Genomic DNA, 12,877 nt, shown 5'->3' on the forward strand with positions numbered 1-12,877 from the left:
GTTGACTGCCGGTCAGGTGTGGGTCGGTCCGTTGCCGAAGGCGGTGGCGAGGAGCGCGCGGAGGTGGTCGGCCTCGGGGATCAGGATGGTTTCGATCTGATCGTCCGTGTAGCCGGTCAGGGTGAGTTCCTGAATGCGCCGGAACAGCAGGCGGTCTGCTGCCGCGATGAGGGCGGCGGCGGCCCGGGGCACGATGACCGGTGCGGGGTCGGGGGCGGCGGTGGTGAGCGCGGTGGCGAGTGCCTGTTCACGCTGGTCGTGCAGTTCGCGTACGCGGGCGGTGAGGGTGGGGCTGTCGGTGACCATGCGGGCGAACGCGGGGCCGGTGAAACCGACGACGGGGCTGTGCTCGAGCAGGGCCGCGCGGAACGTGCGTGCCAGCGCGGCGAACGGCTCCTCCTCGGGGCCGCGCTCGGACACTGCCCGGGCCAGGCCCTGGGTGAAGGCCTCGTGGTGGTCGAGGGCCAGGTCTTCTTTGCGGGGGAAGTAGTTGGTCACCGTCTTCTTGGCCACGCGGGCCGCGGCGGCGATCTCGGCGATGGTGGTCTGCTCGAAGCCCTGGTCGATGAAGAGCCTGGTTGCGCAGTCGGAGATCAGCTGTCTGGTCTCCTGCTTCTTGGACTCTCGGAGTCCCAGTTCGGTAGTCACGGGAGAATCTTACATCCGTCGCAAAAATAGTCTTGTTCGATCGGCGAGCTGAGGCTAAAGTTGCGTCCGTTGTAAAGTTCGCCCGAGTGAATGGATCAGCGTTGCGCAAGCTCACCTACTTCGTCGGCACCACCATCGACGGCTTCATCGCCGCCCCCGACGGTGACCCCGGCTTCCTCTTCCCGTACGTCACCGAGGACTATCTTCCGCACCTGGTCGGCGAGTACCCGGACACCCTCCCCACCCCGGGCCGGGCGGCCCTCGGCGTCGCGGACGTGCCGAACTCCCGCTTCGACACCGTGCTGATGGGCCGCGGCACGTACGCTCCGGGCCTGGCCGATGGCCTCGCCAACCCGTACGCCCACCTGCGCCAGATCGTGTTCTCCCGCTCGCTGACCGTCAGTCCGGATCCGGCCGTCGAGGTCACCACCGAGGACCCGGTCACCCTGGTGCGCAAGCTCAAGCAGGAGGACGGGCTCGGGATCTGGCTCTGCGGCGGGGCCGACCTGGCGGGCCAACTGCTCCCCGAGATCGACGAACTGATCGTCAAGCAGTATCCGGTGGTGGCCGGCAGCGGCATCCCGCTCTTCCATGCCGACTTCTCGCCGCGATCCTTCCAACTGACCGACAGTCGCATCTTCGAGCGTGGCAACGTAGTCCTGACCTATGCGAAGGCCGCCGAGTAAGGCAGCATCCGTACGTTCCTCACTCCTCGCACGTCCTTTCTGACAACGGAGACAGCTTGTCCGCGCGTATCACCGCTCTGACCGACCCCGACGAGAAGTCCGGCCGCCGCCTGGCCTGGCTGGCCTCCGGGCCGGACGGCCGTCCGCTCGGGACCGCCTTCCTGCGACTGTTGGGCAAGGAGGGCGTGCGCCACCTCGCCGAACTGGACGTACAGGTCCACCCCGCCGAGCGGCGCCAGGGGACCGGTGCCCTGTTGCTCGACGCGGCCGTGGCGGCCGCCCGTCCGGAGCCGGGTTCCTTGCCGCCGGCGGCTTCCACGCCGCGATGGCCCTGATCTATGCCCGGCTGCCGCTGGCCGACACGGACCTCCGCCCGCTTGCCGAGGCCGTGCAGAAGCCGCATGCCGGTTACCGGCTGACGGCATGGGAGGGGATGGTGCCCGACGGGCTCGCCGACACCTTCGTGGCCTCGCGCCGGGCGATGGACGACATGCCCATGGGCACCGTCGACTACGGCACGGTGGTCTGGGACCTCGACCGGGTACGGGCTGCGGTCGCGGCCGTCGCCGGGCGCGGGGAGCTCCTGTACACGGTGGCGGCCATCGACGAGTCGGACGGTTCCATCGCCGGATTCACCGAGTTGGTGGTCCCCGGCAGTGGCACCGGCGACGCCCAGCACTACGGCACGGCGGTGCTGCCCGAGCACCGAGGCCGTGGCCTGGCCCGCTGGATGAAGGCCGCCTCGATCGTCCAGGCCCGCGAACGCCACCCGGACCTCGACGGCCTGTTGACCGACACCGCCGACAACAACCCGTACATGCAACGCATCAACGACGAGCTCGGCTACCTGCCGACGCACACGTCCCACGAGTACCAACTCGACCTGTAGGCGATGCGCGAGCGGCGGCGGTCGGGCTCAGCGGTGGAAGCCGGAGTCGCACTCCTCGTCGGCGCCCCAGCCCAGCGCGGCCGGGATGTCGTCGGCCGTGAACCGGCCGTCGGCGCCAAGCTCCAGCCGGCCTCGGCCCGTGACGTTGTGCCAGGTGCCCTGGAGGGCGGTGGCGGACACCTTGCGCGGGCTGTGCAGCTCCTGACCCGCGCGGGCGGCGGCGCCCCACTGGCAGCCGCCGGCCAGCAGGAGGAGCCCCGCCACCAGGGCGCCGAGGCGGTACCGGGGACGTTGCTTTCCGGCCCGCGCGGCGCAGGCCACCGCCAGGACCAGGGCCTGGGCGGGCCAGATCAGGGCGAGCACCATGCCGATGTCGCAGAAGAGCAGCAGGATGACAGGGTCGGCGAAGTGCGGCCGTTGCCGACGGAGGATCAGGAAGAGGCCGGTGGAGCCGATGCCGAGGCCCCACAGCGCGGATGCCAGGAGGTAGTAGTCCCAGCCGAGTTGCTGCGGGAAGCGGGGCGTACCGGTTGGCAGGATGTAGGCCAGCGCGATGAGTGTCCACACCAGGATCCCGACTACGGCGAACACGGCGAGCAGGGCGCCGCCACAGCCTGGACCCAGGGGCGGGCGCTCGTCCTCGCGCTCGACGCTGGGTATCGGGTGATCCGCGCTCGCCGTCACCGTCGTCCGCTGACGGTTGCGCAGGTATGGCCGCTGGCTGGGCAGTTCATCGGAGGCCCCCGTTTCGAACGCGTTCAAATTGATGGCGGGGCTCACTGTAGGGCGTTGCTCCCGGCATCTCAACTCCGGGTGCCGTCGTCGTGACGGCGACCGGCCTCGGCGGCTTGTGAGCGCCCCGTCGGCGCGGGGGTGTGCCGCTCACACCTGCGGGGAGCGTGCTGTGCGATCCGATTAACTCCCGGTGCCCGCCAGCTGTGATGATCCGTTAATGCGGTCTTCCTAGGGTGGCGACCGTGGGAGCTTCCCACCGCCTGCCGCGCCACGCCCCGCGTGGTCCGGTGGGGGACTGCGATCCCTCGGAGGGAGTCCCGGTGACGATGCCAGGCCCAACGATGCCAGGCCCGGAGGCGGACGGCGTGCGGACGGTCTGCTCGTACTGCGGTGTCGGCTGCGGCATCGTGCTGGACATCGGCCGGGACGCGACCACCGGCCGACGGACCGTCAGGAAGATCTCCGGGGACAGAAGCCACCCGGCGAACTCCGGGCGGCTCTGCACCAAGGGATCGACCAGCGCCGACATGATGGCCGCCGGCGGGCGGGCCGCCAAGGCGCTGATCCGTACCGAGCGCGGCGCCGAGCCGGTCGAGGTGGAGGCGGACGCGGCGATCACCGCCGTCGCCGGGCGGCTGCGGGCGATCCTGGACGAGCACGGCCCCGACGCGCTGTCCTTCTACGTCTCCGGTCAGATGTCGCTGGAGGCGCAGTACCTGGCCAACAAGCTGGCGAAGGGGTTCGTCCGGACCAACCAGATCGAGTCCAACTCCCGGCTGTGCATGGCCTCCGCAGGCACCGGCTACAAGCTGTCGCTGGGCGCGGACGGCCCGCCCGGCTCGTACCAGGACTTCGACCGCGCGGACGCCTTCTTCGTGATCGGCGCGAACATGGCTGACTGCCACCCGATTCTCTTCCTGCGGATGATGGACCGGATCAGGTCGGCCGGGGCGAAGCTGATCGTCGTCGACCCTCGGCGGAACGCCACCGCCGCCAAGGCCGACCTGTTCCTGCAGATCAGGCCGGGCACCGACCTGGCGCTGCTGAACGGTCTGCTGCACCTGCTGGTGGCGAACGGTCACACCGACGAGGCGTTCATCGCGGAGTTCACCGACGGCTGGGCGGAGTTGCCCGCCTTCCTGGCGGACTACCCGCCCGAGAAGGTCGCCGAGATCACCGGGATACCGGAGGCGGACATCCGGCTGGCGGCCCGGTGGATCGGCGAGGCGGGTGAGTGGATGAGCTGCTGGACGATGGGGCTCAACCAGTCCACGCACGGCACCTGGAACACCAACGCCCTGGTCAACCTGCACCTCGCCACCGGGGCGATCTGCCGCCCCGGCTCCGGCCCGTTCTCGCTGACCGGCCAGCCCAATGCGATGGGTGGACGCGAGATGGGCTACATGGGCCCCGGCCTGCCCGGCCAGCGGTCCGTCCTGGTGGACGCGGAGCGGGCCTTCGTCGAGGAACTCTGGGGCATCGAGGCGGGCACGCTGCGGACGGAGGTCGGCCGGGGCACGGTGGAGATGTTCGAGCAGCTGGCGGCCGGTGTGATCAAGGCCTGCTGGATCATCTGCACCAACCCGGTCGCCTCCGTCGCCAACCGCAGGACCGTCATCGCCGGTCTCGAGGCGGCCGAACTGGTCATCACCCAGGACGTGTTCGCCGAGACCGAGACCAACGCGTACGCCGACGTGGTGCTGCCCGCCACGCTGTGGGCCGAGTCCGACGGCGTCATGATCAACTCGGAGCGGAACCTCACCCTGGTCCAGGGCGTCGTCGACCCGCCCGGACAGGCGCTGCCCGACTGGCAGTTGATCGCCCGGGTGGCCTGCGAGATGGGATTCGCCGACGCCTTCGGCCACAGCTGCGCCGAGGAGGTCTTCGAGGAGCTCAAGCAGGCCTGGAACCCGAAGACCGGCTGGGACCTGCGGGGCGTCACCTACCAACGGCTGCGGGAGAGTCCGGTGCAGTGGCCCGCCGCCCCGGGCGGTCCGGACCGCAACCCGGTCCGCTACCTCAACGACGGTGTCAGCCAGACCCCGCTGGAGCACCCGGACGGGACCAGACCCCGACTGGTCTTCCCCACCGCGACCGGCCGCGCCCAGTTCTTCGGCCGCCCGCACCTGCCGGCCGCCGAACTCCCCGACGACGACTACCCGTTCGTACTCAACACCGGCCGCCTCCAGCACCAGTGGCACACCCTCAGCAAGACCGGCAAGGTCGCCAGACTGAACAGGCTCGACCCCGGTCCGTTCGTCGAACTGCACCCCGACGACGCCGCTGCGATGGACGCCAGGGACGGTGACCGGATCGAGGTCGCCTCGCGCCGCGGCCGCGCCGTGCTGCCCGCCGTCGTTACCGACCGGGTCCGGCCCGGCAACTGCTTCGCGCCCTTCCACTGGAACGACCTGTTCGGCGAGTACCTGAGCATCAACGCGGTCACCAGCGACGCCGTCGACCCGATCTCGTACCAGCCCGAGTTCAAGGCCTGTGCGGTGGCGCTGCGGGTGGTGGCCACCGGGGAGCCGAAGGAGAGTGGGCGCGTGCCGGCGAAGGTGGAAGAGAAGGCCGGAGTCCCTGCGCTGGCCGGGCTGTTCGGCATCACGGACCTCACTCCTCCGACGCTCACCGAACCGGAGCGCCGCTACCTGTCCGGGTACCTCTCCGGTGTCGCGCTGGCGGCGCCCGGCGGGGTACCGGTGCTGCCCGCCGACGCGCCGTTCAGCCCGGAGACGGCGCTGTGGGTGGACGGCCTGCTGGCCGGTACGTTCTCGCGGAGCGCCGATCCCGCTGCTCCGGCGCCGCCGGAAGAGTCCCACGGGCCGGTGCCAGTACGGGAGTTGATCGTCCTATGGGCCTCGCAGACCGGTAACGCCGAGGACTTCGCCGCCACCGTCGCGGCCCGTCTGGCGGAGACGGGCAGGACGCCGTCGGTCCGCAGTATGGCCGACTGTCCGTCCGGCAGCCTCCCGTCCGACGCCGACCTGCTGGTCATCTCCAGCACCTTCGGTGACGGCGACGCCCCCGACAACGGCACCGGCTTCTGGCAGGGCCTCAGCGCCTCGGACGCCGCCCGGATGGAGGGTGTGCGGTACTCGGTGCTCGCTTTCGGCGACTCCGGCTACCAGGACTTCTGCGGTCACGGCCGCCGTCTGGACGAGCGTCTCGCGGAGCTGGGCGCCACCCGGCTGCTGCCGCGCACCGACTGCGACGCCGACTACGACGAGGCCGCCGGGCGGTGGCTCGAGCAGGTTGCCGAGGCCCTGAGCGCCGCTGCGGCGGCCACCCGGACGCCGGGTACGTCGTCGGTGCCCGGTCCCGCCGCCGGGTCCGTGGTCTACTCGAAGACATCGCCCTTCGCGACGTTGCTGGTCGGGAACCGGCTGCTCAGCCTGCCGGGTTCGCAGAAGGAGGTACGGCAGTTCGCCTTCGACACCCGCGGTGGTGAACTCGCCTACCAGGCGGGCGATGCGCTCGGGGTCTGGCCGGCCAACGGCAGCGAACTGGTCGCCGAATGGCTCGCCCTGACCGGCCTCGATCCGGACGAGCGCGTCACCCTGCCCGACAGCGGTGAGGTCTCCCTCGGTGAGGCCCTGCGGACCCGTCTCGACATCGCCCGGATCACCCCGGACCTGCTCAGGTTCGTCGCCGAGCGCACCGGCGACCGTGACCTCAGGCGGCTGCTGCGGCCGGACAACAAGGGCGAGTTGGAGAAGTGGAGCTGGGGCCGACAGGCCGCCGACGTGATCGGTGGTGTGACGGGTGCTTCGGCAGGTGCCACCGCCGTCCGGGCATCGGCTGCCGAGTGGGTCGGTGTGCTGAAGCGGCTCCAGCCGCGGCTGTACTCGATCTCGTCCAGCCCGCTGGCGCACCCCGGCGAGATACGCCTCACCGCCTCCGTCGTCCGCTACACCAACGACCTCGGGCGCGAGCGCAAGGGGGTCTGCTCCACGTACCTGGCGGACTGCGCGGACGACGGCCCGGTGCAGGTCTTCGTCCAGCGCTCGCCGCACTTCCGACCGCCCGCCGACCCCGCCACCCCGATGGTCATGGTGGGCCCCGGCACCGGCGTCGCCCCGTTCATCGGCTTCCTGGAGGACCGTCAGGCCCGTGGCCACACCGGCCCCAACTGGCTGTTCTTCGGCGAGCAGCGCGAGGCCACCGACTTCTACTACCGCCAGGAGCTGGAAGCCTTCCGCAGCTCCGGCCACCTGGACCGCCTCGACCTCGCCTTCTCCCGCGACCAGCGCAACAAGATCTACGTGCAGGACCGGATGCGCGAGCACGGCCCGCGCCTGTGGCGGTGGCTCCAGGACGGCGCCCACCTCTACGTCTGCGGTGACGCGGGCCGGATGGCCAAGGACGTCGACCGGGCCCTGCGCGAGATCGTCGCCACTCACGGGGGGATGGACGAGGCGTCGGCCGCGGCGTACGTCCGGCAGTTGACGGGCGATCAGCGGTACGTGCGGGACGTCTACTGAGCAGAGCAGTGTGATCTCTCCCACGGTGGACGGGGGAGAGGAGTGGGGGCTGGAGAGCAAGTGGCGGTGGGGGAAGCCGAATTGACGGTGGGTCGGGCGTGCTCGGGTTCGGTCGGCCGAAGGGGGCCGGAAACTCGGTGTGGATCGTGCACGTGGCTTCGCTACCGTGTCCCGCGGAACGAAGGGGGAGATCAACTTGGGAAAGAATCCCGCATTGCGGCGCCTCGCGGGCGCTGGGCTGACGGTGGCGCTGGTGGTAGCCGGTGTGTCGGCGTGCAGTAGTGAAGGCAGTGGCTCGAAGGCCGCTGGAGCGGCCGGTGGTTCGGCGAGTGCGACGCCGGTGGTGTTCGGCGCGGCCGGCTACCGCGGGCTGGTGCCGGGGATGGCCAAGGACGCGGCGCTGACCAGTGGTGCGCTGGAGTCGGTGGCGGTGTCGTTGCTGGACGGCTGTACCGACTTCGCCTACAAGGGCGGTCCGGCGCCGGATGCCGCGCGGATGACCGCCGAGACGGCCACCGAGGCCGCGTCCAAGGAGCTGAACGCCAAGGCGGACGCGCTCGAGAAGTCCTCGGCCGCCGAGACCCTCCCGCCGAACGCCTCGGCGAAGGAGGCGGCCGAGTTCGCCGAGCGGGCGGCGAACGCCGCCAGGAACTCTGCGACGAGCGCCAAGCTGATCGCGGACGCGACGGTGGCCCTCACCCAGCTGATGGCGGCTCGGGAAGCCCGGGACGCGGCGTTCGTGACCGCAGGGCGGGTGTCGTTCGGCGCGGACGGGCTGCGCGAGCTGGTCGCTCCGGCGGCCGCGCGGACCGCCGAGGGTGTCGGTGCCGGTTCGACGGTGGACGCCCTCCAGCAGGCCTACGGTGCCAAGGGCTTGGTGCAGGGCAAGGGCGGCACCTTCCAGCTGGCGGTCGAGGGCAGGCCGGGCTGGCAGTACGAGTTCACGGTGAAGGACGAGAAGGTCGTCACCGTCGCGCTGGCCAACCGCACCATGAAGTGCGCCTGAGCGGTCTCCATGCAGCTCAAGCACGCCACCACCCGCGCCCTGGCCAACCGATCGACACCCGCCTACATGGATAAGGACCCCACCTGGGCCAAACACCTCGACCAGGCCATCGCCGACCGCCGCTTCGAACGCCTCCGAGAGCTCTTCGACGCCGACAGCCGGGGCGAGACGATCGGCTACAGCCCCGGCACCGACCGTCTGCGCGAGGCCTTCACCGCCGTACGAGGGCAAGCCGAGCAGCTCCGCGAGAGCGGACAGGCCCGGCGCGGCGACGTACGCGTCGAGCACGACCCCGGCGGCCGCCTTGTTCATGGTGGCCCGGCTGACGCCAGCCTGGCGCACCAACCTCAACGACGCGCTGGCCTGGGGTATCTTCCCCCTCCTGTTCGCCGCCCACGGACTGACGATCGGACAGATCGGCCTGCTCGCCGCCCTCTACCCCGCCGTCTGGGGCCTCGGCCAGATCGCGACCGGCTGGTGGTCCGACCGCATCGGCCGCAAAGACCTCATCACCGCGGGCATGCTCCTCCAGGCCGTCGCCATCGCCCTGGTCGCCGCCGGCACCACCCTGCCGGTCTGGGCGGCGGCGCAGGTCCTGCTCGGCGCCGGAACCGCTCTGGTCTACCCGACCCTGCTGGCCGTCATCGGTGACGTCGCCCACCCCGCCTGGCGGGCCCGCGCGGTCGGCGTCTACCGGCTGTGGCGCGACGGCGGCTTCGCCGTCGGCGCTCTGCTGGCCGGCGTCCTCGCCGACGCCTACGGCCTCACCACCGCCATCTGGGCCGTCGCCGCCCTCACCGCCGCCGCCGGCCTCCTCGTCGCCGTGCGGATGTACGAAACCCACCCTCGAAGCTGAGACCACAGTGCCGGGCATCAACAAGGCGCGGGGGGACTCACTCCGCCCGATCGGCGCCGCACTGCGCGCCTTCACCCGAGGGCTGCGACGGGTGCCGTCGGCGCAGGTGTGCTGTCCTGGAAGGGCCAGGCAGGAGAGCAGCATGCGTACCGTCACCGTGGAGAAGCAGCCCCTGCGGACCGGGGTGCTGATGCCCGTCAGGGAACTGGCCGTGGCGTGGTCCCTGATCGTGGTGATCGCGGCGCTGGCCTGGGTGCTCACGGTCGCGCAGGCCCGGGACATGGGGGTCGAGCCGGGCACGATGGGGATGGCGCTGCCGCTGTCATGATGGCGGCGATGATGCTGCCCTCGGTGGCACCGGTGGCGGTGACCTGGGCACGCGGGATCGCCCGGCAGTCCAGCGGCACCACCCGCGCGCTGCGCACCGCGGAGTTCCTCGGCGGCTACCTGCTGGCGTGGACGGCCTTCGGACTGCTGGCGTACGGCGGCCTGGCACTCACCGGCGACCTGGTCGACCGGGACCCGGAGGCCGGCAAGTGGATCGGCGCGGCGGCCTTCGCCCTGGCCGGGCTGTACCAGCTGGGCCCGCTGAAGTACGTGTGCCTGCGGCACTGCCGCAGCCCGATGGCACAGCTGATGCACTACGCGGGCTACCGGCCGCCACTGCGGGACCTGCGGGTCGGCCTGCACCACGGCGGGTACTGCCTGGGCTGCTGCTGGGCGCTGATGGTGGTGCTGGTACCGCTCGGGGTGATGAACGTGGCGGCGATCGCGGGGATCGCGGTGGTGATCTTCCTGGAGAAGCTCTGGCGGCGCGGCGCACTGCTGGCCAGAGCGGCCGGGGTGACGTTCCTGGTGCTGGCGGTGCTGGCGCCGTTCCAGAGCTGGCTGCTGCCGGGGCTGACACCGGGCGACATGATGTAGCCGCGGAGAAGGCCGGAAGGCCTCCTCCGCGCTGCGCCGGGGCGGCTCACACCCGCCCCTTCGGTGTTCCAGCCTCCTGTTCGCTGCTGAAGACGAAGTCGGCCTTCTCGCCGTAGGTCGGCTCGAAGGTCAGGCCGAAGGCGCTGGACGCGCCGCTGGCCTTGCCGATCCCGTACTCGGCGGAGAAGCCGAACATCGCGTTCTTGACGGTGGTGGGGTTGCCGTCGATGCCAAGCAGCGGATCGTAGGTCAGCCGGGTGTGCCCGGCCACGTCCAGGGCCGGGTTCTCGCCGTCGGTGAGCGACACTTCGCCGCGCTCGGTTCCGAGGAACTCGCCGATGAACTGGGCGAGTTCGCCGAACGGTCCGCCCTCCTCGCCGGCGAGGATCCGGCCGACCGCATCCGCCTGCGCGTCGCTGGCGCCGCTGTCGATGACCACTCCGACCTTCCAGTCTCCGGCGGTCAGGTGTGAGGGGAACTCGTTGTAGAAGGCGAAGTCGACCCCGGCGAGGTTGGTGTCGTCCAGGCGCCCCTCACTGATGTGGAACACCGCTGTGCCGCGGCACTCGGTGCCGCCTTGCGGGTCCCTGGGCTGGGCGTCGACACTGCAGCCGCAGACCACGGCGCAGGAGCAGGCGGCCAGGTAGTTCCCGGAAATGGTGTACGTCATGAAGGTCCTCCCTCTCACTCGCGGACCCGTCGTCCGGTCCGTCCGGGCGGCGTCGGGGGGCTGGCTGTGGCGGTGGCGCGCAGGGGTGACTGTGCTCTCGGCCGCCCGTCAGGCCGGACCGCTCCAGTCGAACGGGAAGTGCTTGCTTGACGTTCCGGTGCGGTCCCAGGTGAAGCCGAACGCGTCCGCCCGGTGGGTGGTGGCGCGTCCCCAGGTGGCGATCTGGCCCGGCCCGACCTCCGCACCCGGGGCGTTGTGGACCTGGACCCGTGCGCCTTCGGGCGTCGTGGGCCCGGTGAGGGCTTCCGCGGCCGCTCTGACCCGGCCGGGGACCTCCGCACTCCAGCCGGCGAGGTCCTCGTCGATGGTCACCTGGATCGGCGCGAACTCCATACCCCGCATCTCGGGATGGAACATCTCGACGAACTGTGCCGGCCATCCGCCGGCCTGTCCGCCGAAGATCCCGCCCAGTGCGGCCCGCTGCGGTTCGTCGGCCCGCTCGTCGAGGAAGACGGCGGCGTACGGGTCCGTGTGTTCGCCGGCCCACGGGTTGCCGACGAAGGAGCCGACCATCACGACGTTGAGGCCGTCCAGCCGCACGTCACCGTAGTTGCCCTCACGTATGCGCCAGACCATGATGCCCTCGCAGTCGCCGAAGGTGGGCGGCTGGGCGAACGTACAAGGGCAGGGGATGGCGCACTTGCATGTGTCGAACCAATCGCCGGCGAGGTGCCAGCGCGTATCCGTGGTGGCGGCCTGTCCAGTCATCTCGCTTCCCTCCCGCCACCCCCGAGGGCGTCGGTCGGCGAGGCCACTGTCCCGAGTCCGCTCCCGGGATCACGGAGCGGCCTCCCTTCCAGCCTGCCCCCCGCAGCCTGGGATGGGAAGGCTCTCCACCCACGGATGACCACTGCGGCCGGGGAGTTCGTGTGGTGCAGGGGGCTGCGCTTGCAGAGCGGCGACAACCGGATCTTCGTCGCCGGGCAGGGCACGGACGACATCGGCATCCAGTCCGGCGGCCAGACCACGACCCTGCAAGGCGCCACCGGCCCCGTCACGGCCTGCATGACGATCCACCAGGGCATCGGCGCGAGCGCCGAGCCCTCCTCCACCGTCACCTACAGCGCCGACGGCACCGGCATAGACAGCACCTACCGTCGTCCTCTCCGGCCGCCCGCTCGCATTCGGCCCGAAACTGCGCGCCCCCGGCTACCTCAGCGGCCGGCTCGCGTCCTGGCTGCCGGGCCCGAAGGCGCCGGCGTCTCCGACATCCCGTTCGGCACCTAGCCCACCGGGAAGCTGCCGCAGACCTGGATGAAGAGCGTCAGCCAGCTCCCCGCCCACCCGCAGAACCCGGACTACGACTCGCTCTTCCCCCACGGCTTCGGTCTCACCTACCCGTAACAGCAACCCGGCAAGGCCGGCCACAGCCCGGCTATGGCCAGCCTCCCCGCGCGGCACCACGGTGCTCAGACCTTCATGGCCCAGCACCCGGTGATAGGTCGGACGAGGCACCGGCCGCCGGTGTCTCTGAGACATACCTCAGTCTGGAGAATGTTGGGCGGCGCAGCGGCTGCACGTCGTCCAGTCCGCCGTCAGCCAGCAGGTGGCGCGGCCGGAGCGCGAGCTCGGCGTGGTGCTGTTCGACCGCACCGGCCGTGCGGCTGCTGCTGGCCGCGGACGGCGGCCGCCGGGGCGCCGTCCTGGGTCGAGGGCGCATAGATACATCCGATGTTCCAGCTCTTTTTCGAGGGCATAGTCGGCACAATCCCTTCCTTGATGGCGTCGGCCAAGCTAGCCTGGCCGACATTCATTTGATGTATCCGTTCTGGTTGTGCTCCAGAGCTGAACCCGTCAGGAAGGACACCCCTCATGTCCGCATCCCCCGCGTCCCACCCAGGCCCCGCCGCAGTGAACGGGGTGTCGCGGCGCGGCGTCCTGCGCACGGCCGTCTCCCTCGGCGCGCTGCTCGCTCTCGG

10 protein-coding genes and 2 pseudogenes are annotated in these 12,877 nt (G+C 70.9%); 8 read left to right on the forward strand and 4 right to left on the reverse strand.

Features of this window, described 5'->3' with window-relative positions; genetic code table 11:
* Positions 1 to 12: 12 nt before the first annotated feature.
* Positions 13 to 636, reverse strand: coding sequence for a TetR/AcrR family transcriptional regulator (locus tag ASC99_RS18520; protein WP_057233424.1), 624 nt, complete (start codon positions 634 to 636; stop codon positions 13 to 15).
* Between the two features lie 113 nt (positions 637 to 749).
* Here ASC99_RS18520 and ASC99_RS18525 point away from each other — a divergent pair, with 113 nt between their 5' ends.
* Complete coding sequence (locus tag ASC99_RS18525) at positions 750 to 1,334, forward strand: dihydrofolate reductase family protein (protein WP_057233372.1); 585 nt, start codon at positions 750 to 752, stop codon at positions 1,332 to 1,334.
* A 56-nt stretch (positions 1,335 to 1,390) separates the two neighbouring features.
* Positions 1,391 to 2,223: pseudogene (locus ASC99_RS18530) on the forward strand (GNAT family N-acetyltransferase).
* 27 nt (positions 2,224 to 2,250) lie between these two features.
* Here the strand turns inward: ASC99_RS18530 and ASC99_RS18535 are convergent.
* Complete coding sequence (locus ASC99_RS18535; RefSeq protein WP_157531605.1) at positions 2,251 to 2,814, reverse strand: hypothetical protein; 564 nt, start codon at positions 2,812 to 2,814, stop codon at positions 2,251 to 2,253.
* 470 nt (positions 2,815 to 3,284) lie between these two features.
* Between ASC99_RS18535 and ASC99_RS18540 the strand changes: the two genes are divergently transcribed.
* From ASC99_RS18540 to ASC99_RS18555, 4 genes and pseudogenes are all read left to right on the forward strand, one after another.
* The gene (locus ASC99_RS18540) at positions 3,285 to 7,442 is read left to right on the forward strand and encodes a bifunctional nitrate reductase/sulfite reductase flavoprotein subunit alpha (protein WP_057233426.1); all 4,158 of its coding nucleotides are present in this window, start codon (positions 3,285 to 3,287) and stop codon (positions 7,440 to 7,442) included.
* A gap of 196 nt (positions 7,443 to 7,638) precedes the next feature.
* Complete coding sequence (locus tag ASC99_RS18545; RefSeq protein ID WP_200948354.1) at positions 7,639 to 8,448, forward strand: hypothetical protein; 810 nt, start codon at positions 7,639 to 7,641, stop codon at positions 8,446 to 8,448.
* Between the two features lie 310 nt (positions 8,449 to 8,758).
* On the forward strand, positions 8,759 to 9,304 hold the full coding sequence (locus ASC99_RS18550) for an MFS transporter (RefSeq protein ID WP_235583061.1): 546 nt from the start codon (positions 8,759 to 8,761) through the stop codon (positions 9,302 to 9,304).
* Between the two features lie 142 nt (positions 9,305 to 9,446).
* A pseudogene (locus ASC99_RS18555) lies at positions 9,447 to 10,228 on the forward strand (DUF2182 domain-containing protein).
* A 46-nt stretch (positions 10,229 to 10,274) separates the two neighbouring features.
* On the opposite strand, the gene ASC99_RS18560 reads toward ASC99_RS18555, so the two are convergent.
* Together ASC99_RS18560 and ASC99_RS18565 are read right to left on the reverse strand one after the other, a co-directional pair.
* Positions 10,275 to 10,898 carry a DUF1326 domain-containing protein gene (locus ASC99_RS18560; protein ID WP_057233376.1) on the reverse strand — a complete coding sequence of 208 codons (624 nt, stop codon included), beginning with the start codon at positions 10,896 to 10,898 and terminating at the stop codon, positions 10,275 to 10,277.
* Positions 10,899 to 11,006: 108 nt separating this feature from the next.
* Positions 11,007 to 11,666 carry a DUF1326 domain-containing protein gene (locus tag ASC99_RS18565; RefSeq protein ID WP_057233378.1) on the reverse strand — a complete coding sequence of 220 codons (660 nt, stop codon included), beginning with the start codon at positions 11,664 to 11,666 and terminating at the stop codon, positions 11,007 to 11,009.
* 135 nt (positions 11,667 to 11,801) lie between these two features.
* On the opposite strand from ASC99_RS18565, the gene ASC99_RS18570 reads away from it, so the two are divergent.
* Complete coding sequence (locus ASC99_RS18570; protein ID WP_057233380.1) at positions 11,802 to 12,185, forward strand: hypothetical protein; 384 nt, start codon at positions 11,802 to 11,804, stop codon at positions 12,183 to 12,185.
* A 286-nt stretch (positions 12,186 to 12,471) separates the two neighbouring features.
* The gene (locus ASC99_RS42140; RefSeq protein ID WP_369825115.1) at positions 12,472 to 12,657 is read left to right on the forward strand and encodes a LysR family transcriptional regulator; all 186 of its coding nucleotides are present in this window, start codon (positions 12,472 to 12,474) and stop codon (positions 12,655 to 12,657) included.
* The last annotated feature ends 220 nt before the right edge of the window (positions 12,658 to 12,877 follow it).

Source organism: Kitasatospora sp. Root107, from assembly GCF_001424875.1.
GTDB lineage: Bacteria > Actinomycetota > Actinomycetes > Streptomycetales > Streptomycetaceae > Kitasatospora.